This window comes from Nonomuraea maheshkhaliensis, from assembly GCF_039529435.1.
Taxonomy (GTDB): Bacteria; Actinomycetota; Actinomycetes; order Streptosporangiales; family Streptosporangiaceae; genus Nonomuraea; species Nonomuraea maheshkhaliensis.
The window spans coordinates 45,802-72,615 of the sequence record NZ_BAAAMU010000052.1; the positions used below are offsets into that span (position 1 = coordinate 45,802).

Here is a 26,814-nt window from a genome sequence, read left to right on the forward strand (position 1 = left end):
CCGAGCCCCCCCGGCCCCCCCCCAAGGCCGGCCCCGCCGCCGCCAAGGTGGGCGGCAACTTCGCGGTGTTCGGCGGCCAGAACGCGCTGTTCTGCCTGGAGGAGTACGCGCGGGGGGCGGTCGGCACGATGCCCGCCTGCGAGTTCACCGACCTGCTCGCCCCGATACTGAAGGAGCCACGGCAGGACGCCTTCGCCCGGCTGCTCCCGCTGATCCGCTTCGGCATGCAGCCCGGCCTGGCCTGGGCGGTGCACAAGGAGGTGCTGGTACGCCGCGGCCTGATCGAGTCGGCGACCGTCCGCTCCCCCGCCAAGCCCCTCGACCCCGGCACCCTGACCGCCCTGGACGAGGTCCTGGCCGCCCTGCCGGAACTGGGCGCAGCATGACCGGCGCTGGGAGCCGCCTGACCCGCCCCTCAACGGAGGACCGCGGCCCCACTCCGCGGCTGGGGGCCAGATGACCACCGCCCTCCTCGCCGGCGGAAACTCCCCGATCGGGCTCGCCATCGCCGAGGCCCTGGCCCGCGACGGCCACCGCGTCATCGGCACCGGCCTCGCCCCCTGCGACGCCCCCGTCTACACCCGCTTCGAAACGGCCGACCTGTCCGCGCCGGAGCAGGCCGACCGGGTGGTCCGCACGGCCGTGGACGCCCTCGGCGGACTCGACGTCCTGGTACTGGCCACGGCCGTGATGCCGGTCGCGCCGATCACCAGGACCACCGACGAACAGTGGCGAACCGCCATCGGTGCGACCCTGGACGCCGCCTTCCACCTGTGCCGCGCGGCCCTGCCGCACCTGACGCGCGCGGTGGTGGCGGTCGGCTCGGTCAACTCCTTCCTGTCCGCTCCCGGCCTGCCCGCGTACGCGGCGGCCAAGGGCGGGCTGGACGCGCTGATGCGCCAGATCGCCCTGGAGTACGGACCGGCCGGAATCAGGGCGAATGTCGTCGCACCGGGCCTGATCGGCGGCGAGGACCTGGAGCACGCCGCGGACGGCTATCCGATCGGCCGCACCGGCACCCCGCAGGACGTGGCCGAAGCGGTCGCCTTCCTGGTCTCGCCCGCGGCCTCGTTCATCACCGGCGTGACCCTCCCGGTGGACGGCGGCCTGTCGATCGCCTCCCCCGCCGCCTACCTCCGCCCCGACCTCCGCGCCCGCTTCACCCCGGCGCCGTAGCGACGGGACACCGTTCTGGGTGAAGATCGAGGCCCCGTCACGATGGCAACAGTCGACCGAGTCGTACTGTCCACGCCGTCCTTGGCCACCGCGCTGATGTCGGCCTGCATGTCCAGAAAGGAAGACCCGCTGGGGCCGATCCTCTCCGTCGTCATCGACGGGCTGCGAGGCGGCGCCAGCGGGTGAGATCGTCCGCTAACCGAGGAAGGACACCTGGAAGCTGGTGTTCGACAGCGCCGTGAAATCGCAGGACTTGGTGCCGAACACGTTCTGGCAGGGCCCCGGACCCCAGCTGGTGACGTCCCCGTCGGGGATGAGTCGCACGGCCGATCCGAAGGGGACCAGGTGCACGCAGTTCGAGACGGAGCAGGTGGCGACGCGCGGCCCGTTGACGTGGACGGCCACCGAGCCGTAGAAGCCGGTCAGGTGCAGGTTCACGGCGACGTCCGCGATGGCGCGGGCCGTGCCGGAGGGAAGGACGAGCGCGACGATCAGCGCGGACGTGAGGAACGACGCCCCTCGTCGGCCCAGGTGTCGTAGGAGCCGCGCGGCGGGCCGGCCGGGGGCGGAAGTCGATGCTGTCATGAGCGTGGACCCTCCGTTGATGTTCGAGACCGTGGCTGGGTGGCCGGCTCTGAGCGCCGGCCGCGGCCGGCTCCTTACGCCGGCCGCCGATAGGCCGACCGTGCGGCGACATGCGCCCTGGCCGCAACGGGGGCCGAATCATCCGTACAAGGCCGTACAGGACGGCACAGGGCGGCATCGGGCGGCTGTAACCAGTTGTGATCGGCCGGCGACATACAGGTGACGCCGGACGACGGCGCGTAGCCGCACGACTGCAGGGGAGGCCGTGTGTCACCATCCGCCCACGCCGTTCCGGATCGTCCCGATCCGGGCAGGATCGCCACCCGTCAGGAGTTCGGGCGCGAGCTCTCGTCGCTGCGCGAGCGGGCCGGCCTGACCGTACGGCAGGTGGCGGCCAAGGCCGGCGCGTACGGCGCGCACAGCACGCTCGGTGACTGGTTCGCCGGCCGTGGGCTGCCCTCGACGTCGTCGCGTGACCTGCTGGTACGGGTGCTCGAAGCGTGCGGAGTGGCCGATCCGGCGCAGACCGATGCCTGGCTGGCCGCCTGGCGGCGGGTACGGCGGGCACCCGGGCGCCGCGTCGCCGGTCCTGAGCCGTATCGGGGGCTGGCCGCCTACCAGCCGGAGGACGCGGGCTGGTTCTTCGGACGGCGGGCGCTGACCGATCGGCTGGTCGAGCAGGTGGCCGGGATGAGGGCGGCGGGCGGAGGCGTGCGGCTGGTGGTGGGGCCCTCAGGGTCGGGCAAGTCGTCCCTGCTGCGGGCCGGCGTGGTCGCGGCCCTCCGTGACGGCGCGCTGCCCGGTTCCGCGCGCTGGCCGGTGGTCGTGATCGTCCCCGGTGCGCGTCCGGTCACCGAGCTGGCCGTCCGGCTGGCGGCCCTGGCCGGCGTACCGGCGGACGAGGTCGCCGCCGCCATCCGCGAGGATCCCGGAGCCGCCGCCCGGTACGCCGCCGCAGCCGTGCGCGAGGATCCCGAGGCCACCGCCCGGTCTGCCGAAGGGGCCGGTGGCGGGGCGCTGGTGCTGGTGGTGGATCAGTTCGAGGAGGTGTTCACCGCGTGCGGGGACGAGGCGGAGCGGCGCTGCTTCATCGCCGCCGTACGCGCCGCGGCCACGCCGCCCGGCGGCGCACTCGTCCTGCTGGGACTGCGGGCCGACTTCTACGCGGCGGCGTTGCGGCATCCCGAGCTGGTCGCGCTCCTGCCGGTCGGCCAGCTCGCCGTCGGCCCGATGGAGGAGCCCGAACTGCGCGAGGCCATCGTGGAGCCGGCCAGACGGGCCGGCGTCGAGATCGAGGACGGCCTGGTCGAGCTGCTGCTGCGGCAGGTCGCCCCGGCCGTGGGCGGCGGAGCGCACCAAGCCGCGGGCGGCGGGGCGCACCAGACCGGCGGCGGGACGCATCAAGCCGGGGCGCACGACGTCGGCGTGCTCCCGCTGCTGTCGCACGCCCTCTACACCACCTGGCACCAGGGCCAGGGCCGGAGCATGACCGTAGCCGCCTACCGCGCGGTCGGCGGCATCGAGGGCGCGGTGGCCGCCGGCGCGGACGCCGTGCACAACGGGCTCTCCGGCCGCCGCCGCGAGCTGGCCCGCCGCCTCTTCCTGCACCTGGTGCACGTCGCGCCCGACACCGGCGACACCCGACGCAGGGCCACCGTGGCGGAGCTGCTCGACGGCTGCGACGGCGAGGAGGCGGCCGAGATGGAGGAGGTGCTCGACCGGTTCGTCGCGCGCCGGCTCATCACCGCGGACGCGGACACCGTCGAGATCAGCCATGAGGCCCTGCTGCGCGCCTGGCCGCTGCTGCGGTCCTGGGTGGACGCCGACCGCGCCGGGCTGGTCCTCGCGCGCAGGCTCGCCGCCGACGCCGCGGTCTGGGTGCGGCTGCGCCGCGACCCCGACGCGCTCTATCGCGGCGGGCGCCTGGTCGCGGCGCAGGAGTGGGTCGCCGGCTATGACGGGCGGCTTCCGGCCGACGCGCGGGAGTTCCTGGAGGCGAGCGTCCGCCAGTCCCGGCGGCGGACCCGCCGGTTGCACCAGGTCGTCGCCACGCTCGCGACCCTGCTGGTGCTGGCCCTGGTCGCGTCCGTGCTGGCGAAGCCCGCCCAGCGGGCCGCCGCCGAGGCGGAGCGCACCGCCACGTACCAGCGCGACCAGGCGCTCTCGCGCAAGACCGCGACCGATGCCGGCGCGCTGCGCGCCACCGATCCCGGCCTGGCCGCGCAGCTCGCGCTGGCCGCCTACCGGCTGTTACCCACCGCCGAGGCCAGGGGCGGCCTGCTCAGCGCGGTGGCCGGAATGCCGGCGACGCTGCTCACCGGCCACGAGAACGCGGTCTACGGGGCCACGTTCCAGGCCGGCGGGCGGCTGCTGGCCACGGCGAGCACCGACAGGACGATCCGGCTGTGGGACGTGCGCCGTCCGCATCGCCCGGAGGCCCTGCCGGTGCTGCGCGGCCACGCCGGGGCGGTGCTGGCGGTGAGGTTCGCCCCCGGCGGACACCTCCTGGCCACGGCCGGTGACGATCGCACGGCCCGGCTGTGGGACGCGGCCGACCCACGCGCGCCGCGCCCGCTGGCCGTGCTGACCGGCCACACCCAGGGTGTCCGGCACGTGTCGTTCAGCCCGAGCGGCCACACCCTGGCGACGGCGGGTCATGACGGCGTCCCCCGGTTGTGGGACGTCTCCGACCCCTCGCGTCCACATCTGGCCGCCGAGCTGCCCGTCGAGGCCGGCACGATGACGACGGCGGTCTTCGCCCCGTCCGCGGACGTCCTGGCCACCGCCGGGCCAGGGAACACCGCGTTGCTGTGGGACGTCGCCGATCCGCGCGGCCCCCGGCGCCTGGCCGACCTCGATGGCCACACCGCCGCGATCCTGGCCGCCCGGTTCAGCCCTGACGGCCGTACGCTCGCCACCTCCGGCTTCGACAACACGATCCGGCTGTGGGACGTCGCCCGCCCGCGCGCGCCGAAGCCGATCGGCACCCTCACCGGGCACACCAACGGCGTCGCGGCGCTGGCGTTCAGCCCGGACGGCCGGCGGCTGGCCAGCGGCGGCTACGACATGACCGTACGGCTGTGGGACCTCCAGCGGCCCGCGAGCCTCCCCCTGACCCTGACCGGGCACGCCGACACGGTCCTCGCCGCGGAGTTCCAGCCCGGCGGCGACACGCTCGCCACCACCTCCAGAGACGGGAACGTCCGGCTGTGGCACCTGGGGGCGCCGCTGCTCGGGGGACACGACGGCACCGTCTACACGGTCGCCGTCAGCCCCGACGGCCGGACCCTGGCCACGGGGGCGAACCGGACGGCGCGGCTGTGGAGCCTGGCCCCCGGGCAGCCGCCCGCGCCGCAGGCCGAACTGACCGGTCACACCGACGGCATCGTCCGCGCGGTGTGGCGGCCGGACGGCAAGGTGCTCGCCACCGCCGGCCTCGACTTCACCGTCCGGCTCTGGCAGGCCGGCGCCGGCGGGCGCGCCGGCCCGCTCGCCACCATCGAGGCCCACACCGACAACGTGTACTCGGCCGCCTTCGATCCGTCCGGGCGGACGCTGGTCACCGTGGGCGCCGACCGCGCGCTGCGTACGTGGGACGTGAGCGATCCGCGCCGCCCCCGGCCGCTGGCGACGGTCACCGGGCACGCCGACACGGTCCTCGCCGTGGCCTTCTCCCCCGACGGCCGCCCCCTGGCCACCGGGAGCGCCGACCGCACCGTACGCCTGTGGGACGTCACCGACACCCGTCACCCGGCCGTCACCACCACGCTGAGCGGCCACCGCAACGACGTCAACCACGTGGCGTTCAGCCCGGACGGCCGGCGGCTGGCCTCGGCGGGCGCGGACGGCGTGGTCCTGCTCCACGACCTCGCCGCCCGGCCCGCCCGGGTGCCGCCCGTGCCGCTGCCCGGCCACGCCGGCGCCGTCGCCGCCGTGACCTTCCAGCCGGGGGGCCGGCTGCTCGCCTCCGCCGGCATCGACGGCACCGTGCGCCTGTGGGATCTCGCGCTTGCCGGACGGCCGGACGCCATGGTCACGCTGAGCGGCCACACCGATCGGGTGTACGCCGCCGCGTTCGGCCCGGACGGCCGCACGCTGGCCACCGGCGGCGTCGACGCCACCGTCCGGCTCTGGGACACCGACTCCGGCCAGGCCGCCCGGCAGGCGTGCGCGCTCGCCCATCCCGTGATCAGCCCGGCGGAATGGGCCCGCCGCCTGCCCGGTCTCCCCTACCGTCCCCCCTGCCCGTGAGCGGGCGGGTCACGGGGTGGCCGTGCCCCCGTCCACGCCGATCAGCGGGAACAGCCGCGCCGCCCTGGCCGTCGTTCCCGCGTCGGGCCCGCACGCCGCCTCCCGCAGGTGGTCACCGATCGCGAAGTCGATGGCGTGCGCGACGGGAAACCCGTTCTCGTCGAGCTGCCGGTAGTTCCTCAGGTTGAGGCCGAAGGCGAACTGGTGGCCGCCGGCGGCGTCGGAGAAGGCGATGGTGTCCATGCCGGGGACGCTCCCGTCGTGCCCCCAGAACCGGCCGCACGGCAGGTCGAGGGGGTAGATCCCGAGACCGTAGTCGAGCACGGCGCCCGCGAGCGACCGGATGGGCACGGTCTCCTTCATCTCGGCGAGCAGGGCCGGGTCGAGCAGGTCGCCGCGCAGCAGCAGCCGGAAGAACCGGTTGAGGTCCTCCATCGTCGAGACGACCGCGCCCGACGTCCAGGCCCAGGACATGTTGTAGACGCTGTAGTCGCGGGGCGGGTCGAAGTAGCCGAACAGCGCCTCGTACGCCTTGGAGCTGGGCCCCGGGATGTGCGGCGTCCGCGGGAACGAGGTGTGCCGCAGCCCGGCCCTGCGGAAGACGTGGTCGGTGATGTACCGCTCGGCGCTCGTGCCCGTCACTTTCTCCAGCAGCAGGCCGGCGATGACGTAGTTCGTGTTCGAGTACGACCCGGGGGTCTCCCCCGGCTCCCCGGTCGCGGGTGCGTCGAGCCCCGCCCGCGCCAGCTCCTCCGGCTGGAAGTCGCGGAAGCGGTTGGCGTCCAGGCTCTCGACCGTCGGGAAGATCACGGCGGCGTGGTTGGCGATGTGGCTGGTGTGGTTGAGCAGCATCCGTACGGTGATCCGCTGCCCGCGCTCGCCCGGGATCAGCTCGGGCAGGTAGCGGCCGATGGGGGCGTCGAGGTCGATCGTGCTCTTGCCGACCTGCTGTAACACGGCAACGGCGACGAACGACTTGGTGATGCTCCCGGCCCGGTGCACCATCTCCGGACGTACCGGGCGGCGGGTCTCGGCGTCGGCGACGCCGGCGGCGCCCTTCCAGCTGCTCCGGCCGTCCACGACGTTCGCGTAGATGCCGTACATGCCGGCCTCGTGCACGGCGTCCAGCGTCTGGCGCAGCCGCTGGCGATCGAGGCCGCCGTCCTCGGCGGCGGCCGCGGGTCCCGCCGCGAACAGTGCGGCGGTCAGCGCGGCGGTCAGCGCGGCGGTCAGGGTCACGGCTCCCAGCCGCGAGGCGAACGTGCTGAATCGACGAATGGTCATGGCGCCCAGGATGAGCGTTTCGCCCGGCGGAGGTCAGTGGGCTGTGTCACCGGTCCCGTATGACAGAAGTCAGCAGCGGAATTGGGCTGTACGGCAAAGTACAAGAACGGCCGTTCGAAACGACCGGACGGTGTGCGAGCGAGAAGCGCGACGCGGCCCTGGAGGTGTCAGCGTTGGGGCTCCCGTCTGAAGGTGACGTTCGCGCTGTAGCCGAACCCACCGCCTCGGACGGTGTTCGCGTACACCGCGACGTCGCTGACCGGCAGCTGGGCGTTGGCCGGTGACCTGCCCTGCCCCACGGGACAGCGCGCGTCTACGGACGAGCGCGGCGGGGCGGAGCGTGCCGCTTGCGATGCCCTGAGATCGGCGGCACGCTGGCGCGGTGGACTTAAGCACGATCAGTTTGGTTGTGACGATCGTCATCGGTGTCGCACAGGTCTACCTCGCCTGGCTGCAGCTACGGCATTCGCGCAACCAGGCGGCGCCCCCACGGACGCGTCCGGCCGAGAGCGCGTCGCCTCCCCCGCCGGCTTCCCCTTCGCCCTCCCCGCCTCCGCCGCGTCCCGTGAGCGTCGCGCCGGCGCCTCCCCCCGACCCCGCGGAGCCACCCCAGGACGCACCCGCGGAATCGCCGCCCACGGCCTCCGATCAGGACCCCGCCCCGGAGCCCCGGCCGAGCTCCGAGCCGCAGGTTGAGGAAACGCAGGTAAAGGCACGTCCCGCCCCGGCGCCCGAGCCCGCCGCCGTCATCTCCCTCGCTCTGCTGCCCTACATCGCGCCGTGGGCCGGAGCCCTGATGATCCTCGGTGCGCTCGGCTGGATCTTCGCCTACGACGACCTGGCCGCCGACTACACCTCGCCCGCGGAACGCGTGCAACTGACCGTCAGCCTGTGGTTCATGGTGGTGGTACTCCTGGCCAGCAGTGCGACCACCGGGTTCACGGCGTACACGTGGTCCCGCGACAAGGCCGTCACCGACGACAACGAGGAACGCTGGAACGCGAACGTGGCGATCGCGGTGCTCGGCCCGCCGATCGCGATCTGGCTCGTCATCGCCCGGCGCGCCGTGATGTTCTGACCTCCGCCTGACCCGCCTCGGCTACGCCTGAGCGTGGCACAGCGGGATGCGGGCGACGAGGCGCGCGCCCTGCTCGCAGTCCTCGACGGTGAGGGTGCCGCCGTGTTGTTCGGCGATCTGGCGGGCGATCGGCAGTCCGAGCCCGGTGCCGTTGATGTCCTTGACGCGGGCGTCGTCGAGCCGGACGAAGCGCTGGAACACCCGCTCGCGCTGGCCGTCGGGGATGCCGGGGCCGTCGTCGGTCACCGACAGCACGGCCTGCCCGTTCTCGGCGCGCACCGAGACGGTCACGGTGGTGGCGGCGTGGCGTTCGGCGTTGTCCAGCAGGTTGGTGAGCAGGCGGATGAGCTCCATGGGGGCGCCGTGCACCATGGCCGGCTCAAGGTCGAGGGTGATGGTCAGCGGCCGGCGGCGGTGGTCCAGTTCGTGGGCGACCAGGTCGCTCAGGTCCAGCGGCTTGAAGGCGGCGGCGCAGCCGGCCTCCAGGCGGGAGAGGGTCAGCAGATCCGCCACGATGGCCTGCAGCCGCTGCAGGCTGTCCAGCGTGCTGGTGACGGTGACGGGCCAGTCGGCCTCGTCGGGGTGCAGCAGCGCCTCCTCCATCTGCGCGCGCATGGCGGTGATGGGGCTGCGCAGGTCGTGTGAGGCGTCGGAGGTGAATCGGCGTTCCCGTTGCAGGGCCGCCTCCAGCAGGTCCAGGGTCTGGTTCACGGCGCGGGCCAGGTCGTGGATCTCGTCGCGGGGCCCGGGCACGGGGACGCGGTGCCCGAGGTCGGTCGAGGTGATCTTGGAGAGCTGGGCGCGGATGATGTCGACCGGCTTGAGCGCCCGGCCGACGATCCGGTACGCGCCGGCCGCGGTGAACCCGATCAGCAGCACGGACCCGGTCAGCACCCCGGCCATGAGCCGGCCGCTGACGTACCAGGGGTGCGCCGGGGCGGCCGCGTAGCCGATCCAGTTGCCGTCGTGCCGGGGGGCGATCGTGGCGGAGACGAGCATGCAGTCGCCGGGGAAGACCGGCATGTCACACAGTGTCTCCGTCCGGCCCATGCGTCCGGCCATCGGGGCGAAAGTGGCCATCGGTGATGGTTCCGGCAGGTTCGGGCTCGCTGAGACGACCCGGCCCGACGGGTCGATCATCTGGAGGGCGGCGACTCCCCGCTCGGTGTGTACGGAGGACAATTCGCCACGGGCGAGGAGGGTGATCGCGCGCATGTTCGCGTCGTGGCTGCGGCGGCTGCGTTCGGTCGTCCGCTCGGTGTGGACACTCGACAGGATCAGCAGGCTGAAGCCCGCGCACAGCAGCGTCATCACCAGTGTCGCCAGCAAGGTGAGCCTGGTCCGCACCGACCATTCGGGTCTACGCCTCAGCATGTGTCATCCCCTGCAACCTAACCTAGCGACGCGACGCGGGGTTACTAGAGATCAACGGCCCGGATTCGCCCAATGCTGTACCAAGCCGGGCAAAGGCCGGGAAAGGACGAGTGGTCGCGGGTGGGAGTCAGGTAGATCACCGGCGTGGGTTCCCTGCTGGAGCGCCCACGGGCGACCCGCTCCCGCGGGGCATCCGCCGGTTTCCGTCGGCGCGGCGGAGGAGGAACAAAGGCTCCCGTACGACTGGTTATGCTCGCGTCCGAGAAAGTTCCCAGCGCGACCGACGCGGCCTGTGAGTGTGATGATGAGCCAAGCCACCCCCTGTCCGATCGCCGGGCCGTGCGCACGGCTCGGCTCCCTCCGGCAGGCGGTAGCCCCGTGACCTCCTTCAATCCGGAGAACACCAGCCTCATCGCCCAGCACGAGGCTCGCCTGCGCTACCTCGAACCGATGACCGTGAACCTCGCCGACCACCTGGGGCCGGTCGCCGACGGCGCGCGCATCCTGGACCTGTGCTGCGGGATCGGCGAACCGGCCCTGTACCTGGCCCGCACCCACCCCAAGGCCACCGTCGTCGGGGTCGACTCCGACCCGGCCTCACTCGAACTGGCCGAAGACCGCGCCCGCGTCGCGCGGCTGGCCAACGTGTCGTTCGAGAAGATGGACATGCACGATCTGTCCTTCGCCACCGCGTCCTTCGACGGCGCCGTCTCGCGGCTGGGGGCTCTGCTCTTCGGCGACATGGACCATGGCGCGGCGGAGCTGGCGCGCGTGCTGCGGCCGAGGGCCGGCTACGCCTTCGCGATGTGGAGCGACGCCGCCGACAATCCGTACACGCGGTGCGGGATCGCCGTCGCCGAGGCCGTCGCGGGCTCGCTTGAGGCCGCCGGGCTGCCGGACATCCGCGAACGGGTTCGCTCACGCGCCTCGGCCGACGTCCTGTCCGCGGGGCTGCGGCGGGCCGGATTCGCCTCGGCGTACACGCAGGTGACGGACTACATGATCGACGTCCCGGACTTCGACACCGTGTGGGACTACTGCACCACCTCCGGGCCGCTGGACGACTTCTACGCCGGCCTCGACGACGAGGCTCTCGACCAAGCCCGCCGGATCGTCGCCGAGCAGGCCGGCGCGCGGAACGGGACCGGCTGGCGCCTGTGGTTCCGCCACCGTTCGATGTACGGCCGGCGCTGACGGCGGAGGCGTTGACGGGAGTTCAGCGGTCGCCGAGGTCGAGCAGCGTGCCGAGCAGTTCCTCGGGTGACTCGACCTGGGGGAGGTGGCCGGTGCGAGGGAGCAGGGTGAAGGTCGCCCCCGGGATCGCGGCGGCGAACGCCTTGCCGTAGTCCGGGGTGACGATGCGGTCGCTCTCACCCCATACGACGTGCATGGGGATCGTCATCCGGCCGAGCCGCCCGGCGAGGGTGGGGTCGGCCATGGCGGGCCCGGCGTAGCCGACCAGGGCCTGCACGTCCGGGCTCGGTCCGGGGGTGCCGGCGGCCGGCGGTCGCGGTGCCTTGCTCGGGTCGTGGAACGAGAGCCGCTGGATCTCGGGCAGGGACAATCCTCGGATGTCGGCCTGCGGATGGCCCTCGACCTCGATGCCGATCGCGTCGATCAGCACCGCGCCGCTGACGCGCGGGCTGTCCAGCAGCGCGATCTCGGCCGCGAGCCAGCCACCGAAGGAGTTGCCGATCACGGTGACGTCGGCGAGGTCGAGCCGGTCGAGCAGCGCCACGTACGCCTGGGCCAGGGCGCCGACCCCGGTGAGCCCGTCGGCTTTCGGCGTGCCGCCGAACCCGGGGTGCGTGGGCAGCAGGACGCGCGAGCGGGTGCGTTCGGCGAGCAGGCCGGCGAAACCGGCCATCGAGGCCACGCCCCCGCCGCCGTGCAGCAGCAGGAACGGCCGGGTGCGGTCATGGGCCCGCACGGTGAGCTCGACGGCTCCCGCGCTGGTCTCGATGGTGTGGACGTCGGCACAAAGGCCGCCGGGCGCTGGGGTGGAGGGCATGCTCGCTCCTAAGCGAATCAGCTTGCTTATATAAAAAACCTTATATCAGCTTCCTTATATAAGTAAACTGACCTCACTGGGATAAGCTCGCCCGTATGCGACACCGTCCCGGCGACGTCGGCCTCGCCGTCAAGCGCTTGCAGCACCGCCACCATCGAGCGTTCAGCCGGGCTCTGGCCCCCCTGGGCATCTCCCTGGTGCAGTGGGACACACTGCGGCACCTCGCCCGCAACCCGGACGCCTCGCTGCACGACCTCGCGGTGCTGACGTTCCAGACCGACCAGTCCTTCGGGTCGCTCGCGACCCGGATGGCCAGTCGCGGCCTGATCGAGCGGATACCGGGCCCTGGCCGAGCGGTGCGGCACCGGCTCACCGACGAGGGAGAACGGCTGCTCGCCGCCGGCCAGAAACTCGCCGACGGAGTCCTGGACGCGTCGTTCGGAAACCTCACGGAGGAGCAGCTCGACCAGCTCGGCGACCTGCTGGACCTCGCGCTCGGCCCCGACCCGACCGCCTGACCTCCTCCCCGGCCCCGGCGCGCACCTGCGTGTAGCGGCGCTATAGTTATAGCGATGCTACAGAACCCAGCCGCCGACGTTCGCGCCCGGCTGCTCGCCGCGGCGTTCGAGATAGCCAGGAGCGACGGCGCCGACGCGGTCACGACCCGTGCGGTCTGCACCGCCGCGGGCGTGCGGGCCCCCTCGCTCTACCACCACTTCGGCGACCGCGCGGGACTGATCCGCGCGGTGGCCGACGCGGCGTTCGAGGAGTACTTCCACCGCAAGGACGCCGCCGCCGCGCCGGATGACGGGGACCCGCGCGCCCGGGTCGCCGCGGGATGGGACGCGCACATCGCCTTCGCGCGCGCCTACCCGGGGCTCTACCCCGCGATGTACCCGGCGTCGGGCCCGCCGCCGAGCCAGTTCGAACGGAGCGGCGCACTGCTGCGCGCCGGTTTCGACGAGCTCGAACGAGCCGGCGCCCTCCGGCCCGGGATCACCGCGGCGCTGGCGACGAACGCGCTCCGCGCGGCCCTCCGGGGCGTGGCGCTCAAGGTGGCCGGCGACCCCGGCGACCCCGGCAACGACAGGACGTCCGCCGTCGTCCGTGACGCGCTCATCCACGCGCTCATCGCGGACGACGGGCGCGACCCCTCCCCTTCTCGGCCCGGCCCACGGTGAGAAGGAATCCACTTCCCAGGGAGCGACCCCGATGACCGACCTGCTCAAAGGCAAGACCATCCTCATCACCGGCGCCTCGTCCGGCATCGGCGCGTCCGCCGCGCACCTGTTCGCCCGCGAAGGCGCGCACGTCGTCATCACCGCCCGCCGCAAGGCCGAACTCGAGCAGGTCGCGGAGCGCATCGCCGCAGACGGCGGCGAGGTCCTCGCCGTCCAGGCCGACACCACCGACGCCGACGACCTGAGCCGGGCCGTCGCGGGGGCGGTCGAGCGGTGGGGGCGCCTCGACGGCGCCCTCAACAACGCCGGCCGCAGCCAGGGCGGCGGCCGGCTGGCCGACGTCACCGACGAGACCTTCGACGCCGTCGCCGAGGTCAACTTCAAGGGCGTGTGGCTGGCGATGCGCGCCGAACTGCGGGCGATGACCGCCGAGGGCGCCGGCGGCGGCTCGATCGTCAACGTCAGCAGCATCGGCGGCACGTTCGGCGCCGCCGGGCAGAGCGTGTACGGCGCGACGAAGGCCGCCGTCATCGCCATGAGCAGGGCCGCCGCCGCCGAGTACGGCCGGGAAGGTGTCCGCGTCAACGCCATCGCGCCCGGCGCCACGATGACCGAGATGATGGCCGGCTGGCAGCAGCGCGACCCGAGCATCGTCGAACGCCTCAGCGCCCTCGCCGCCCTGGGCCGACCCGGGCAACCTGACGAGATCGCCGAAGCGGCCGCCTGGCTGCTCAGCGACCGCGCGAGCTACGTCACCGGCATGACCCTCGGCGTCGACGGCGGCACCGCCCCCTGGCCACACTGATGGAGCCGCTCGGCACGACAGGTCCGCAGGTAGCTCAGGAACGACGCCTGCAGGCCGGTCACGTGCGTTTCGTCCAGGATCGCGCTGGTGACGGCGCCGCCGCGTGCGGTGAGGCGGTGCAGGAGGGTGGCCGTGTTCTTCGTGATGCTCTGGTAGACGGCCAGGTCGCCGAGCAGCTCGCGGGCGTTGAAGGTCACGTGCAGCCTGGCCGCACGTTCGCTCTCCCCCATCTCGTCGAGCTGGGCGAAGACCTGGCTGTCCGCGCCGGCGACGCCGGGGCTGCCCGCTCCGACGCTCTCGAACAGCGTGCAGCCGGAGAGCCAGGTGTAGAGGCTGAAAAGACCGCCGTAGGAGTAGCCGAAGAGGCCGTGACCGGTCGCGGCCGTGCCGTAGTCGCGTTCGATCCGCGGGTGCAGCTCCGTGGTGAGGAAGCCGAGGAACGCGTCGGCGTGGGTGTCGCGTAGTTCGGCGAGGTAAGCGTCGGCCGCCTCGCGGGTCATCGCGCCCGCCTGGAATCCCTTCTCCACGGCCTCGACCAGCTCCTGGGCGACGGGCTCGCCGGGCGGCACGAGGTCTCTGTTGCGCAGCCGGGCCCAGTGCTGTGCTTCCTCGCCCGCGTAGCCGACGCTGACCTGGACGTACGGCTGAATCTGCCGCATGGGGTCCAGCTGGGTGACGATGAGCGGAGCCGTCATGCCCACCGCCCAGTTGCCGTCCATCACGTACACGGCGGGCGCCGGCGTCGTGGCGGGGTCGTAGCCGGGCGGCGTGGTGACCCAGACGCCGTAGTCGTGCCCGCTGCCGGAACGCAGCTCGAAGTAGTCGGTGTCGGCGAGGCAGCCCTGCCACATGGCGGTCATCGCAGGTCCTTCACGATGCGGCCGGCCTGGACGACGAGGACGGCGGCGGCGGGGTCGGCGAAGAGCTTCGGATCTTCGAGCGGGTCGCCGTTCCATAGCACGAAGTCCGCCCGCATGCCGGGCGCGATGACCCCTGTCTCGTCCGCCAGACCGAGGATCTCGGCGTTGGTCCTCGTGGCCGCCACGAGGGCTTCCATCGGCGTCTCCAGCTCCGCGCGCAACGTGAGCTCCTCGCCCCGGCGGTCCTGCGCCGGGCCGATCAGGTCGGAGCCCAGCCCGACCCGCACGCCGGCCTCCTTGGCGACGGCGAGCGCCTCCGCCATCCGCTCCCGGACACCCAGCACGCGTTCACGGGCCGACTCGCCGAGGCCGGCCTCCGCGGGGTCGTGCAGCAGGCGCTCGACGACGGCGAACGTGGGCACCAGGGCGACCCCATGCGTGGCCATCAGGGTGGCCGTGGCCTCGTCGAGGTCGGTGCCGTGCTCGACACAGCGCGCCCCGGCCTCGACCGCGTTGCGGATGCCCTGGTTGTTGTGAGCGTGCACCGTCACGTACGTGCCCCGTGCCGCGGCCTCCTGGACGGCGACGGCGATCTCCTCCACGGTGAACTGGGTGTCGGTCAGGTGATCGTGAGCGCTCACCACTCCCCCGGTCACGCAGAGCTTCAGGAACGTGGCTCCGCGGCGGAAGGCCTCGCGTACGTTGCCGCGCAGCTCGTCCGCGTTGCCCGACATCATGGACAGAGCGCTCAGACCCGGAATGTGGTGGTTGCTCCACAACTCGGTGGGTTCCCACTCGGCTCCGTAGTAGCCGTGCCCGCCGACCTGGCACTGCACAGGCCCGCACGACAGGACGCGCGGCCCCCTGACCTTGCCCTTCGCGATCGTGGTGACGACGCCGCCGTCGATCCCGCCGGTGTCCCTGACGGTGGTGAAGCCGGCGTCGAGCGCCGCGCCGGCCGTGGCGAAGATGTCCGCCGCGATCTCGGCGGCACTGATCCGGAACGAGAACTGCGGCTCGATCGGGCTGGACAGGCCCAGGTGTACGTGCGCGTCGATCAGACCGGGCGTCATCGTCAGCCCCCCGGCGTCAAGGCGCTCGCCCGTTCCGGTGGAGGAGCCGCCGAGCCGGCTGATCCGCCCGTCTTCGACGGTGACCCCGGCCTTCACGGGATCGCGCCCCGACCCGTCCGCGACCGTCGCGCCGACCACCTGCAAACGTCCCACCAGCCGTTTCCCTCCGCCGTCGCGAACCGGCTGCGACCATGGACGAAGCATCCCTGACCGCCGCCAGCAATATTTTCCAATGGATAAACTGCGGGAGTGATCCTGTCAAGCTCGGAACGCAGAGGCGACGCCCGCGAGCGTCTCCTCGCCCGGCTCCTCGACGCCTTCGACCAGGCCCTTCCCTCACCGGAGGTGTCGCTGCGCGAGATCGCCGCCCGGATCGACACCAGCCACGCCCTGCTGCGCTATCACTTCGGGTCGCTTCCTGGCGTGCTGGCGGCCATGCTCAAGGCCCAGCGCTCCCGTGACAACGAGGCCCTTTTCACCGCGGCCCGGCAGGGGACCTTCGACGAGTTCGTGGTGGCGATCTGGCGTACGTACACCCGGCCCGAGCAGTTGTCGCGGGTCCGGGGCTTCTTCCACGTCGTGGGGCTGGCCGCGTACCGGCCGGAGGATTTTCGCGAGTTCATCGACTCGCTCGACGACCTGACCAGGATGCTGGCCTCACTGGCGGAACGCGAAGGACTTGCGGCCGGGGAGGCACTGACCACGGCCACCGTCACCGTCGCCGCGATCCGCGGCCTGCTCTTGCAGGAAGTCCTGACCCCGGGATCCCACTCGGAGCACGCCGTCGACCTGATCCTGCGCATGAGCAAGGACCGATCCGCTCCCTGGCCGCGCTGAGCCCTTCGTGAGCGGCTGGGGTCGTGAGCGCGCTTTACCGGGCCGGGTTGACCCTGCCCTCAGGGCATGGTCTTTCCTGATGTCAGGAATTTCCGGCGAAGGTCGGTCATTGATGTACACGCTCGGCGGCGCGATGCTCGCCGAGCTCGCCATACGAGGGCACATCGAACTCGACGACACGTCGGCGATGCCTGTCCGGAGAAGAGCGAAGTCATGAGCGTGCAGCTGATTCATCCCGAGCGGGTCAACCGGGTCGACGTCCACCACCAGGTCGCCGACACGCGGGGCTCGCGCACCGTGTATCTGGCCGGGCAGGTGTCCTGGGACACCGAGGGCAATCTCATCGGCCCCGGCGACGTCGCGGCGCAGGCCGAGCAGGCCTACCTCAACGTCGCCGCGGCGCTCGACGCCGTCGGGGCGACCGTGGCCGACCTGGCCAAGGTCACCGTGTACGTCGTGGACCTCGACGAGGCCAAGGCCGAGCAGTTCGTCGCCGGGCGCGAGCGGGCGGCCGCGACGCTGGGCGTCGAGCTCCAGCAGCCGAGCACCTGGATCGGGGTCACCTCGCTGGCCGCGCCGGGCTACCTGGTCGAGGTCGACGCCATCGCCGTGCTGCCCTGAGGCGGCGCGGCGCGGGAAGGCGGGGCACGGGCTTGAGTGTGCCCCCAGGGCACGGTGTTCGCTGGTGCGTGGAACGTCCGTCTCGACCCAGGAGGACCCCGATGTCCGTGCCAGGACCCGGCCAGACCCCGGCCACGCCCGCGCACCCGAGCTCACCGCACCAGGCCGGCGATCCGGCAGCCGGACGTCGCGGGCCGCGCTTCGACGACTCCCGGCCGTTCGATGACCCGGCGTCCGGACGTCGCGGGCCGGGGCTCGACGACTCCCGGCCGTTCGGCGCCCACGTCCGCATGAGCTGGTGGCGGCCGCTGGTCGTCCTCCTCGTGCCGCCGGTCGTGATGCTGCTCCTGCAGATCCTGCTGTACCAGGTCGTGGGCGTCATCGAGGGCAGTGACGATCCGATGTCCGCCGCCTTCACCCCGCTGAAGCTGCTGGCCGTCAACCTGAGCGTGGGTATCTCGGGCGTGGTCGCGATCCTGCTGCTGGCACGGCTGGCGAAGGTGCCGTGGCGCGGCCTGATCAGCTCGCCGCGGGCGTTCGACGGCCGGCGCCTGGTGCGGTACCTGCTCGGCGCGGCCCTGCTGGTGGGCGCCGGCATCGGGGTGGTGGCGCTGGTCGCCCCCGAGTCTCCCGGCTGGGTCGCGTTCGGTGTCTCGGGGACGACGATCCTCATGCTGGTCATCACCCTGCTGAGCACCCCGATCCAGTCCGTCGGCGAGGAGCTGATGTTCCGCGCCGCCGCGCTGCCCGCCGCCGCCTCCTGGGTACGCGCGCTCCGCCCGGCCCTGGCCGTCGGCCTGGTGGTCTCCAGCCTGGCCTTCGCGCTCGCGCACGGCTCCGGCGACCCCTGGCTGTTCGGCTACTACACTTTTATCGGCGTCGCCACGGGGCTGATGGCGATCATCAGCCGCGGCATCGAGGCGCCGGCCGCGTTCCACATCGCCAACAACGTCCTGTTCTCCAGCGTCAACACGCTGATGGCGGACGGCGAGGGCTACACCATCGACCGGTCCACCGACACCGGTGACGGGGCCCTGCTGATCCTCGCCGCCGTCAACGTCGCCATGGTCGCCCTGGTCTGGGCGCGCGAACGACGTACACGAGGGACGACCTGGAACGGGGACGACGAGGTGAGGACCCCATGACCTGGAGCACACGCGAGATCGCCGAGCTGGCGGGCACCACCGTGAAGACGGTGCGCTACTACCACCAGATCGGGCTGCTCGACGAGCCCGAGCGCGGGTCCAACGGCTACAAGCGCTACGAGGTGCACCACCTGACCCGCCTGCTGCAGATCAAGCGCCTGACCGGGCTCGGTGTGCCGCTCGCTCAGGTGGCCGAGACGGGCACGAGCGGCGAAGGGCTGGCCGCGGTCTTCCGTACCGTGGACGCCGAGCTGGAGGCGACGGTCCGGCGGCTGGAGAACATCCGGCGGGAGCTGGCCGCCCTGGCGCAGCCGGGCGCGTCACCGGAGGTGCCGACCGGCTTCAGCGGCCTCGCCCAGGACCTGCGCGACAACGACCGCGCCCTGCTGACGATCTACGCCCAGCTCTTCTCGGACGAGTCGATGGAGGCACTGCGCGAGACGCTCGCGGCGCACCCGAACGACGAGCTCGACGAGGCGTTCCGCGACCTGCCTGAAGACGCCGGCGAGGCCACCCGGCAGGCCCTCGCCGAGCGGCTCGTGCCCTTCCTCGTCCCGGGCGCCACCGAGCACGGCGTGACGCTGGAGCCGCGCGCCGGCACCCCGGGCCAGGCCGAGGCGGCGCGGCGGGCCGCCGGTCACGCCCTCAGGGCGCTCTACAACCCCGCGCAGATCGACGTGCTCCGCCGAGCGCACCTGCTCCACGAGTCCGGCGACGCCGTCAGCGAATCACCCTGAAGCGCATCTCCGGGGACGCCGTCAGCGGATCACCTTGAAGCGCAGGTGGGTGGCGTTCGGGGAGTCGACCACCTGGACGCGTTCCAGCCGGAACGGTCCTCCCGCCCGCTCGAACAGCCGGGTGCCGCTCCCGAGCAGCACCGGAGCGAGGTGGATCTGGATCTCGTCCAGCAGACCGGCGGCGAGGCACTGCTGCGCGGCGCTGGCGCCGTGGACGGCGGTGACCTTGTCCCCCGCCACGGCCCTGGCCTGCTCCACCGCGTCGTGGATGCCGCCGGTGACGAAGGTGAAGACCGACGGCGCCCGAACCGTCTCGGTAGCCGGCGGCTTGTGGGTGAGCACGAAGCACGGCACCTGACCGGCCGGGCCGCCGTCACCCCATCCGCCGTCGCCCCCGGCCAGGTCGTAGGAGCGCCGGCCCATCAGGATCGCGCCCGCGCCGTCGCGCATCCCGGCCAGCAGTTCGCTGTCGAGCGGGTGCGGGTCGCGCAGCCATTGGTGCAGCGCCTCGCCGCCCGCGCCCAACTGGTGTTCCCTGGTGACGTCAGGCCCGGTGACGAACCCGTCCAATGACATCGAGATCCCCGCGATGACCTTGCTCATGGCCTGTCCCTCTCAAAGTGGTTGCCGCGTCATGGAGTTCCCCCGTTCGGGATGATCACCAGCTTGGCGGACCGGGAGTGGCAGAGTTGTGTCACTCTGGTGAAACTCATCACCGGCCAGGCAAGGAGGCCCACCGCGTGGTCACCGTCGAGCTGCTCGGGCCGCTGCGGGTCGCGGTCGGCGAGCGGCCGGTCGAGCTCCCGGCCGGGCGGTTGCGCGCGTTGCTGGCCGTGCTGGCGATGTCGGCGGGCCGTACGGTCGGCACGGACCGGCTGGCGGTCGCGGTGTGGGGCACGGACGCGGGCGGGAGCCCGGGGGCCAACGTCCGGACGAACGTCAAGCGGCTGCGCCGCGCCCTGGGCACCGCCGGCGAGCGGCTGATCGAGGCCCGGCCGGGCGGCTACCTGCTGACGGCCGACCCCGAACGGGTGGACGCGCTCCGCTTCGGGCGCCTGCTCGACGAGGCGGGGGCGGGTCCGGGGGGCGAGGGGGGCCGGCTGGGCCGCGCGCCGGGGCGGTGGGGGGGCACTCCGTTCGACGGGATCCGTTCGGACTGGCTGGAGCGGTCGGTGGGCCCGGCGCTGCAGGAGCGGTACCTGACCGCGCTGGAGCGGCAGGCCGACCTGGACCTCGCGGCAGGAGCATGTTCCGTCCTGACCGACCTCGCCGATCTGGCCGAGCGGCATCCGCTGCGGGAGTCTCTCTGGGTACGGCTGCTCCGGGCCCTGGAATCGGCCGGCCGTCCCGCCGAGGCGCTGGAACGGTACGAGACGATCCGGCGCCGGCTGGCCGCGGAGCTCGGCGCCGATCCCAGCCCCGAGCTGCGGCAGGTGCACGCCCGCCTGCTCACCGGCGACGCCCCGCCCGTCACGCGCGCGGTTCCCCGGCACCTGCCCGCCGCGGTCGCCGGGTTCGCGGGACGCGAGGCCGAGCTGACGGCGCTCGACGCGCTGCTCCCCCCGCCGGCCGAGGCGCGTTCGCCGTCGATCGTGGTGATCGCCGGTACGGCCGGGGTCGGGAAGACCACGCTCGCCGTGCACTGGACGCACCGGGTCGCCGATCGTTTCCCGGACGGCCAGCTCTACGTCGACCTGCGCGGATACGACTCGTCACGGGAGGCCGTGCGCCCGGCGGCGGCCGTCCGCGAGCTCCTCGACGCGCTGCGGGTGCCGCCGCACCGGATGCCGGACGGTCCGGCCGCGCAGGCGGGGCTCTACCGCAGCCTGCTGGCCGGGCGGCGCATGCTGGTGCTGCTCGACAACGCCCGCGACGCCGCCCAGGTGGCCCCGCTGCTGCCCGGGGCGCCCGGTTGCCTGGTCGTGGTGACCAGCCGCGATCACCTCGCCGGGCTGGTGATGACGTACGGGGCGCATCCGCTCACCCTCGATCTGTTGTCTTCCGAGGACGCGAGGCGGCTGCTGGCCGCCCGGCTGGGCCACGACCGGATCGCGGCCGAGCCCGAAGCCGTCGAGGAGATCGTCCGCCGCTGTGCCGGGCTGCCGCTGGCGCTGGCCATCGTCGCCGCCCGCGCCGCGATCCAGCCGGCGCATCCGCTGAGCGCGCTCGCCGGCGAGTTCGGAGACGCCCTCGGCGCACTCGACCGTGCCGTGGACGTACGGGCGATCTTCTCCTGGTCGTACGAGACACTCACGGACGAGACGGCGGCCCGGACGTTCCGGCTGGTCGCCGGGCTGCATCCCGGTCCGGAGTGCACGCCGGCCGCCGCCGCCAGCCTGATGGGCGTCCCGGTCGAGCGGGTACGGGCGCCGCTGGCCGAGCTGACCCGCGCCAACCTGGTCACCGAGCACGCCCCGGGCCGGTACGCGTGCCACGACCTGCTGCGCGCGTACGCCGCCGAGCTCTGCGCGGCCCACGACGACGACGGGGACGCCGCACGACACCGCGTCGTGGACCACTACGTCCACTCCGCGTTCGCCGCCGCGGCGCACCTGCACGGGCGTACCGAGACGATCTCCCTCGCCGCGCCCCGCCCCGGCGTCAGCGTGACCGGATTCGCCGGGACGGACGAGGCGACGGCCTGGTTCGAGAACGAGCGCCCCGCCCTGCTCGCCGCCCTCGACCTGGCCGCCCGCCTGGGGCTCGACCGGCACGTCTGCCGGCTGGCGGGGGCGCTGTTCGTCTTCCTGCACCGGCGGGGACGCTGGCACGACCGGGCCGAGACCCAGCGAGCCGCCGTCGCCGCTGCCCGGCGGCTGGGCGACCCGGTGGAGAAGGCCCGCGCGTGCCGCAACCTGGCCGCCGCGCTGGCGGACCTGGGCCGCTTCGACGACGCCCACCACCACCTCGACGCCGCCCTCGAACAGGACGTCCCCGCCGGTCAGGCGTGGACGCACTACTTCCGTGATCTCGTGTACGGCTTCCAGGGGCGGGAGGCCGACGCGCTCGATGCCGCCCGGCGCGCCCACGACCTCTTCGAACGGCTGGGCGACGAGGTCGGGCAGGCCGTCGCGCTCACCGACCTCGGCTGGTACCACGGGCGCCTGGGAGACCATGGTCAGGCCCTCGACCTGTGCGAGCAGGCCCTGGTCCGGCACCAGAAGCTCGGCAACCGCCCCTACGAGGCGCACACGTGGTCATGCCTCGCCGACCTCCGCCTCCAGCAGGGCGACCCCACCGGGGCCGTCCCCTGCTACCGTCAGGCCCTCGACGTGTTCAGGGAGCTCGGCGACTCGTACGGCGAGGCCAGCACGCTCGCGCACCTGGGAGCCTGCCACCACCTCGCGGGCGACCACCCGGCCGCCGGCGAGCAGTGGCGGCACGCCCGCGCCCTGCTGCGCGACCTTGATCCGTCCGCCTTCGACCAGGTGCACACCCAGTTGACGACCGTCGACAGGTCCGCCGCCGACGCCTTCCGCGGGCGGCGCTGACGGGCGCGATCATGGGCTCGGCCTCAGCGATCGGGCAGTCGTATCCACAGATCCGGCGGGCCGGCGACGGCCTGGGCGTCATCCGGTCGCAGTCCCGCCATGGCGCACAGACAGGCCACGGCCTCGCCCTGGTAAAGGCGCGGCCTCGTCGGCGGTCAGCCGTCGCGCCACCGCGCTCTCGACGGTGCTCAGCCCTCGTGCCACCGCGGCCTCATCGGAGGTCGGGCAGCTCGGCCACCGTCTCAGGAGTGCCTCACTCGGCCGCGAAGTGCAGCGGCCTCCCCTCGTGACCGCCGAAGGCGTGGACGCCCGAGCCGGGGTCGGCGCCCGCCGCCAGCCGGGCGCGGATCGCCGCCAGGTCAGCCCAGTCATCCCCACCGGAACCGGACCATCCCACTTGCTGAGTCATGACGCCCTTTCTTCCTCCGGGACCCGGCCGGGGCGTGGGCTCACGGCTCGTCGCGCGCGGAACGCTCGCCGTACCGACAGGGCCACGGCCAGGACGACGAGACCGAGGATCACCATCGTGATAGGCCGGCCGAGCACGTACCCGGGATCTCCGTCGGAGAAGGCCAGGGTCTGGCGCAGCGAGACTTCGAGCGTGGGCTGGAGGACGACCGCCAGCACGAAGGGCGCCATGCTGTACCCGGCCCGGCGCAGCACGAAGCCGAGCAGTCCCGCGACCAGCATCACCACGACGTCGAACATCGAGTTGTTCTCGGCGTACACGCCCACGACGCACAGCCCGATCACGAACGGCATCAACGCCTGCGGCGGGATCGACAGCAGGCGGGTGAAGATCCCCACCAGCGGAAGGTTGAGCACCAGCAGCATCAGGTTGGCGATGTACATCGCGGCGATCACGGTCCAGAACAGCTCGGGCTGGTCCGCGACGAACGTCGGGCCGGGAACGATGCCGTTGAGCAGCAGCGCGGCGAGCACGAGCGCCATGGTCGGCGCGAACGGGATCCCGAGCGCCAGCAGCGGGACGAACGCCGCGCCCGCGGCCGCGTTGTTGGCCGCCTCCGGACCGGCCACCCCCTCGACCGCGCCCTTGCCGAACCGGCCCGGGTCCTTGGAGATCTTCCGCTCGGTGACGTACGAGGCGAACGTCGACAGCACGGCGGCCGGTCCCGGCACCAATCCCAGCAGGAACCCGATCACCGAGCCGCGCACCGCCGCGGGAGCCGCCCGCCGGGACTCCTCCCCGCTGGGCAGCAGCTCCCTGAGCCGTGGGGCCCTGACCGGCTCGGGGCGCCGGTGCCGGCCGACCATCGTGAGCGCCTCCGCCACGCCGAAGACCCCCATGACCAGGGCGATGAAGCTGAAGCCCTCGGCCAGGGCGTCCGACCCCATCGTGAACCGCAACTGGCCGCCGGCCGGGTCGATCCCGACCGTGCCGATCGCCAGGCCGGCGCAGATCATCACGATCGCCTTCGCGGCGGAGCCTTCGGCGAGCGCCGCCAGCAGCAGGAGCCCCGCGACGCACAATGCCAGGTACTCGGGCGGACCGAGCTTGACCGCCAGCCCGCTCAGCCACGGCGCCGACATCATCAGGCCGAAGATGGCGATGGTGCCCGCCAGGAACGAGGAGACCGCCGCGATCGTCAGTGCCGGTCCTGCTCTGCCCCGTTTCGTCATCGCGTGGCCGTCGAGCGCCGTGACCACCGACGACGCCTCACCGGGCACGTTGAGCAGGATCGAGGTCGTCGACCCGCCGTACGTGGAGCCGAAATAGATGCCGGCGAACAGGATCAGCGATCCCGTGGGGCCCAGCTGCGTGGTCATCCCGAGCAGGACCGACATGGCGCCGATCGGTCCGATGCCGGGCAGCACGCCGACCACCGTGCCGAGCACCACGCCGACCAGCGCGAGGACGAGGTAGGCCGGATCGGCGAAGGTGGCGAAGCCCGCGCCGAGGTTGTCGATCGCGTCACCCACGGGGCGTCCTTCCGTTCACATCAGGCCGGGATCAGAACAGGCCGAGCGTGCCGCTCGGCAGGGGGACGGCCAGCCAGCGAACGAAGATCAGCCAGGTGGCCGCGCCGAAGGCGAGGCCGAAGAGCACGGCGCTGCTCCACCGGGAGACCCCCATGATCTTGGCCATCAGGACCAAGGAGATCGACAACGTCACGACCATCCCCACGGTGTCGCCCACCGCGGGCACCAGCAGGGCGGCGGCCAGCACGCCGGCGATCCGCCACCAGCGCACCTCGCCGTCGCCCCCGCCCTCCACGCTGACATCGCCGGCGCCCGGCGAGGTGACGTCGCCGCCTTCCGGTCGGGCGACCCTACCGTCCAAAGCCGGGGTGACGTCGCCGGCTTCCGGCAAGGCGACGTCACCCGGCGTCCGCCGGCGGCTCTGGACCAGGACGACGGCACCGGCGACGGCCAGCACGAGCGCGACGATCAAGGGGAAGAAGCCCGCCCCGGTGTCCGCCATCGTCCCCAGGCCCTCACCGAGGGCGAGCGCGCCGTACAGCAGACCCAGCGCCAGCAGCGAGCCGGCGACGATCACCTCCGGCTTGGCGCTCTCTCGCACAAGACCCGATCTTCTCATTTCACCGCGATCAGGTTCGCCGCCTCAGCGGTCTTCTTGGCCAGCCGCGCCTTGGCCGTCTCACCGTCGGCCCCGCTGACGACCAGCCCCAGCTTCCGCGCCGCCTCGGCGAACTTCGGGCTCTTGACGGCCGAGCCGAACACCTCGTTCAGCTCCCGCTGGGCGTCGCCAGGCAGCCCCTTCGGCGCGATCACCACGTTGTAGGCCTCCCACTCCAGAGCGACGTCCTGCTGTTTGAAGGTCTTGATCTCGGGGGCGAGCTCGATGGGCTCGGCGGAGGCGATGGCCAGCGCGCGCAGTTTGCCCGCCTTCAGCTGCGCCATCCCGCCGGCCAGCTGCATGACGCCCACCTCGACGTTGCCGCCGATCAGGGCCGTGACGGTGGCCTGGTCGCCGTCGAACTTGACGTGCTTGAACCGCGTACCCGTGAGCTGCTCGAACTTCCCGGCCGGGATGGCGTAGTTGAGCGGCCCCTCGGCGATCGTGACGGCTCCGGGCTTGGCCTTGGCGGCCGCGACCAGATCGGCGACGCTCTTGTACGGCGATTCGCCCGGCACCACGAACAGCACCGGCGACGTGGTGACCTCGCTGATGACCGAGATCGCCTCCGGGTCGTAGGAGACCTGCTCGGTCCGCGGGAGCAGCGTCAGCGGGCCGTCCGGCACGAGGCCGATCGTGTGCCCGTCCGGTTTGGCGCCGAGCGTCGCCGTCGTGCCGACCGCGCCCGCGCCGCCCTCCCTGTTCACCACCTGGACGCGCCGGCCGAGCTTGCCCTCGCCGTTGACGATCTCGACCAGCGCGCGGGCCGTCGCGTCGATGGCGCTGCCGGCCGGATAGGGCACGATGAGCTGCACGTTCCTCGTCGGATAGCCGCCCTGGGCCGCGGGCGCGCCGCACGCCGCGAGGACGAGGACGACGGCCGCGAGGAGCGCGGGCAACGCGGCACGGCCGCGTCCGCCTGCCGGAACAACACTCATGGGGCACCTCCTGGGAGGGACTGGGGAGGACGGGTTCCCGGCCCGATGGCGGCCGTGGCGATGATCGGGTCGTGCCAGCCGTCGTCGCCGAAGTCGTGGGCGTCTCTGTGCAGCCGTTTGAAGAACAGGTGCGCGCTGTGCTCCCAGGTGAAGCCCATCGCGCCGTGGAACTGCACCATCGCGGCGGACATCCTTCCGGCCAGGTCGGCGGCGCGGCTCTTGACCACCGACGTCATCAGCGTCGCGTCGTCACGCCCGGTGTCGTGGGCGTGGGCGGTGTACCACAACGCGTGCGTGATCGTCGTCCAGGCGACGTACAGCTCGGCCAGCTCGTGCTGGATCGCCTGGAAGCTCCCGATCGGGCGGCCGAACTGCCGGCGCGCACGGAGGTGGTCGAGCGTGATCCGCATCGCCGTGCCCGCGGCGCCGACGAGGTCCGCGCTGACCAGCACGGTCAGCCGCCGGACGACGTTCTCGAAGACGTCGTCGTTCGCCCAGCGCAGCGGCTCGGCCGGCACGTCGGCCAGGGTCACCCGGGCGGCGCGCACGGTCCGGTCGACGGTCTCGACCGCGCGGATCGACACCCCGGGATGCCCGGCCGCCACGACGAACACGGCCGGCCCTGCCGCCGTCGTGACCGCGACCAGCAGGAGATCGGCGTCCTCGGCATGGTTGACGATGCCGGCGTCGCCGTTGAGCAGGCCGCCGCCGGTGGCGGTGACGGCGATGCCGGCGCGGTCCCACGAGCCGCCCGGAGCGCGAAGGGCG

At 72.9% G+C, this 26,814-nt stretch carries 25 protein-coding genes and 1 pseudogene; 14 read left to right on the forward strand and 12 right to left on the reverse strand.

Annotation, left to right across the window (positions count from 1 at the left end; translation table 11 throughout):
- The 3 genes and pseudogenes from ABFX54_RS30330 to ABFX54_RS30340 form a co-directional block, all read left to right on the forward strand.
- Positions 1-386, forward strand: a pseudogene (locus tag ABFX54_RS30330) (hypothetical protein); the annotation flags it as partial.
- A 70-nt stretch (positions 387-456) separates the two neighbouring features.
- Positions 457-1,176: an SDR family NAD(P)-dependent oxidoreductase gene (locus tag ABFX54_RS30335; protein ID WP_346109980.1), complete on the forward strand. Its 720-nt coding sequence runs from the start codon at positions 457-459 to the stop codon at positions 1,174-1,176.
- Between the two features lie 42 nt (positions 1,177-1,218).
- Entirely contained in the window at positions 1,219-1,362 is a 144-nt protein-coding gene (locus ABFX54_RS30340) for a hypothetical protein (RefSeq protein WP_346109981.1), read from the forward strand.
- Positions 1,363-1,371: 9 nt separating this feature from the next.
- Here ABFX54_RS30340 and ABFX54_RS30345 read toward each other — a convergent pair whose 3' ends face one another.
- Positions 1,372-1,761, reverse strand: a complete 390-nt coding sequence (locus tag ABFX54_RS30345; RefSeq protein ID WP_346109982.1) for a hypothetical protein — start codon at positions 1,759-1,761, stop codon at positions 1,372-1,374.
- Between the two features lie 267 nt (positions 1,762-2,028).
- Between ABFX54_RS30345 and ABFX54_RS30350 the strand changes: the two genes are divergently transcribed.
- Complete coding sequence (locus ABFX54_RS30350; RefSeq protein WP_346109983.1) at positions 2,029-6,012, forward strand: nSTAND1 domain-containing NTPase; 3,984 nt, start codon at positions 2,029-2,031, stop codon at positions 6,010-6,012.
- A gap of 9 nt (positions 6,013-6,021) precedes the next feature.
- Here ABFX54_RS30350 and ABFX54_RS30355 read toward each other — a convergent pair whose 3' ends face one another.
- The gene (locus ABFX54_RS30355; protein ID WP_346109984.1) at positions 6,022-7,296 is read right to left on the reverse strand and encodes a serine hydrolase domain-containing protein; all 1,275 of its coding nucleotides are present in this window, start codon (positions 7,294-7,296) and stop codon (positions 6,022-6,024) included.
- Positions 7,297-7,861: 565 nt separating this feature from the next.
- Here ABFX54_RS30355 and ABFX54_RS30360 point away from each other — a divergent pair.
- Positions 7,862-8,374 carry a hypothetical protein gene (locus ABFX54_RS30360; RefSeq protein WP_346109985.1) on the forward strand — a complete coding sequence of 171 codons (513 nt, stop codon included), beginning with the start codon at positions 7,862-7,864 and terminating at the stop codon, positions 8,372-8,374.
- 21 nt (positions 8,375-8,395) lie between these two features.
- Here the strand turns inward: ABFX54_RS30360 and ABFX54_RS30365 are convergent, their stop codons facing one another.
- Positions 8,396-9,748 (reverse strand): sensor histidine kinase, encoded by a 1,353-nt coding sequence (locus ABFX54_RS30365; protein ID WP_346109986.1) that lies wholly within the window; start codon positions 9,746-9,748, stop codon positions 8,396-8,398.
- A gap of 378 nt (positions 9,749-10,126) precedes the next feature.
- On the opposite strand from ABFX54_RS30365, the gene ABFX54_RS30370 reads away from it, so the two are divergent.
- The gene (locus ABFX54_RS30370) at positions 10,127-10,942 is read left to right on the forward strand and encodes a class I SAM-dependent methyltransferase (protein ID WP_346109987.1); all 816 of its coding nucleotides are present in this window, start codon (positions 10,127-10,129) and stop codon (positions 10,940-10,942) included.
- A gap of 22 nt (positions 10,943-10,964) precedes the next feature.
- Here ABFX54_RS30370 and ABFX54_RS30375 read toward each other — a convergent pair whose 3' ends face one another.
- On the reverse strand, positions 10,965-11,759 hold the full coding sequence (locus tag ABFX54_RS30375) for an alpha/beta fold hydrolase (protein WP_346109988.1): 795 nt from the start codon (positions 11,757-11,759) through the stop codon (positions 10,965-10,967).
- A 95-nt stretch (positions 11,760-11,854) separates the two neighbouring features.
- Here ABFX54_RS30375 and ABFX54_RS30380 point away from each other — a divergent pair, with 95 nt between their 5' ends.
- The 3 genes from ABFX54_RS30380 to ABFX54_RS30390 are packed head-to-tail and all read left to right on the forward strand — an operon-like array spanning position 11,855 to position 13,745.
- Positions 11,855-12,277, forward strand: a complete 423-nt coding sequence (locus tag ABFX54_RS30380) for a MarR family winged helix-turn-helix transcriptional regulator (RefSeq protein ID WP_346109989.1) — start codon at positions 11,855-11,857, stop codon at positions 12,275-12,277.
- Between the two features lie 54 nt (positions 12,278-12,331).
- Positions 12,332-12,940 (forward strand): TetR/AcrR family transcriptional regulator, encoded by a 609-nt coding sequence (locus tag ABFX54_RS30385; protein ID WP_346109990.1) that lies wholly within the window; start codon positions 12,332-12,334, stop codon positions 12,938-12,940.
- Between the two features lie 31 nt (positions 12,941-12,971).
- Positions 12,972-13,745, forward strand: a complete 774-nt coding sequence (locus ABFX54_RS30390) for an SDR family NAD(P)-dependent oxidoreductase (protein ID WP_346109991.1) — start codon at positions 12,972-12,974, stop codon at positions 13,743-13,745.
- On the opposite strand, the gene ABFX54_RS30395 is transcribed toward ABFX54_RS30390, so the two are convergent.
- Both ABFX54_RS30395 and ABFX54_RS30400 read right to left on the reverse strand, forming a co-directional pair.
- On the reverse strand, positions 13,688-14,605 hold the full coding sequence (locus ABFX54_RS30395) for an alpha/beta hydrolase (protein WP_346109992.1): 918 nt from the start codon (positions 14,603-14,605) through the stop codon (positions 13,688-13,690). The two genes, ABFX54_RS30390 and ABFX54_RS30395, sit on opposite strands and share 58 nt — an antisense overlap.
- The gene (locus ABFX54_RS30400; RefSeq protein WP_346109993.1) at positions 14,602-15,831 is read right to left on the reverse strand and encodes a metal-dependent hydrolase family protein; all 1,230 of its coding nucleotides are present in this window, start codon (positions 15,829-15,831) and stop codon (positions 14,602-14,604) included. The genes ABFX54_RS30395 and ABFX54_RS30400 overlap by 4 nt, the downstream gene beginning before the upstream one ends.
- 96 nt (positions 15,832-15,927) lie before the next feature.
- Here ABFX54_RS30400 and ABFX54_RS30405 point away from each other — a divergent pair, with 96 nt between their 5' ends.
- The 4 genes from ABFX54_RS30405 to ABFX54_RS30420 all read left to right on the forward strand — a co-directional run bounded on the left by ABFX54_RS30405 (position 15,928) and on the right by ABFX54_RS30420 (position 19,018).
- Positions 15,928-16,515 (forward strand): TetR/AcrR family transcriptional regulator, encoded by a 588-nt coding sequence (locus tag ABFX54_RS30405; RefSeq protein WP_346109994.1) that lies wholly within the window; start codon positions 15,928-15,930, stop codon positions 16,513-16,515.
- A 213-nt stretch (positions 16,516-16,728) separates the two neighbouring features.
- Positions 16,729-17,136 carry a RidA family protein gene (locus ABFX54_RS30410; protein ID WP_346109995.1) on the forward strand — a complete coding sequence of 136 codons (408 nt, stop codon included), beginning with the start codon at positions 16,729-16,731 and terminating at the stop codon, positions 17,134-17,136.
- 101 nt (positions 17,137-17,237) lie between these two features.
- Positions 17,238-18,281 carry a CPBP family intramembrane glutamic endopeptidase gene (locus ABFX54_RS30415; protein ID WP_346109996.1) on the forward strand — a complete coding sequence of 348 codons (1,044 nt, stop codon included), beginning with the start codon at positions 17,238-17,240 and terminating at the stop codon, positions 18,279-18,281.
- Positions 18,278-19,018 (forward strand): MerR family transcriptional regulator, encoded by a 741-nt coding sequence (locus tag ABFX54_RS30420; protein ID WP_346109997.1) that lies wholly within the window; start codon positions 18,278-18,280, stop codon positions 19,016-19,018. Before ABFX54_RS30415 ends, ABFX54_RS30420 begins: the two co-directional genes overlap by 4 nt.
- A gap of 21 nt (positions 19,019-19,039) precedes the next feature.
- On the opposite strand, the gene ABFX54_RS30425 is transcribed toward ABFX54_RS30420, so the two are convergent.
- Complete coding sequence (locus ABFX54_RS30425) at positions 19,040-19,621, reverse strand: dihydrofolate reductase family protein (RefSeq protein ID WP_346109998.1); 582 nt, start codon at positions 19,619-19,621, stop codon at positions 19,040-19,042.
- 137 nt (positions 19,622-19,758) lie between these two features.
- Here ABFX54_RS30425 and ABFX54_RS30430 point away from each other — a divergent pair, with 137 nt between their 5' ends.
- A complete protein-coding gene (locus tag ABFX54_RS30430) occupies positions 19,759-22,509 on the forward strand; it encodes an AfsR/SARP family transcriptional regulator (RefSeq protein ID WP_346109999.1) in 2,751 nt (916 codons plus the stop codon).
- A 253-nt stretch (positions 22,510-22,762) separates the two neighbouring features.
- Here ABFX54_RS30430 and ABFX54_RS30435 read toward each other — a convergent pair whose 3' ends face one another.
- The 5 genes from ABFX54_RS30435 to ABFX54_RS30455 form a co-directional block, all read right to left on the reverse strand.
- Entirely contained in the window at positions 22,763-22,918 is a 156-nt protein-coding gene (locus ABFX54_RS30435; protein WP_346110000.1) for a hypothetical protein, read from the reverse strand.
- Positions 22,915-24,450 (reverse strand): tripartite tricarboxylate transporter permease, encoded by a 1,536-nt coding sequence (locus tag ABFX54_RS30440; protein ID WP_346110001.1) that lies wholly within the window; start codon positions 24,448-24,450, stop codon positions 22,915-22,917. The genes ABFX54_RS30435 and ABFX54_RS30440 overlap by 4 nt, the downstream gene beginning before the upstream one ends.
- Positions 24,451-24,481: 31 nt before the next feature.
- Positions 24,482-25,051: a tripartite tricarboxylate transporter TctB family protein gene (locus ABFX54_RS30445; RefSeq protein WP_346110002.1), complete on the reverse strand. Its 570-nt coding sequence runs from the start codon at positions 25,049-25,051 to the stop codon at positions 24,482-24,484.
- 14 nt (positions 25,052-25,065) lie between these two features.
- Positions 25,066-26,046 carry a tripartite tricarboxylate transporter substrate binding protein gene (locus ABFX54_RS30450; RefSeq protein ID WP_346110003.1) on the reverse strand — a complete coding sequence of 327 codons (981 nt, stop codon included), beginning with the start codon at positions 26,044-26,046 and terminating at the stop codon, positions 25,066-25,068.
- Positions 26,043-26,814: acyl-CoA dehydrogenase family protein (locus ABFX54_RS30455; protein ID WP_346110004.1), on the reverse strand; the 772-nt coding region annotated here is incomplete at its 5' end. The genes ABFX54_RS30450 and ABFX54_RS30455, both read right to left, overlap by 4 nt.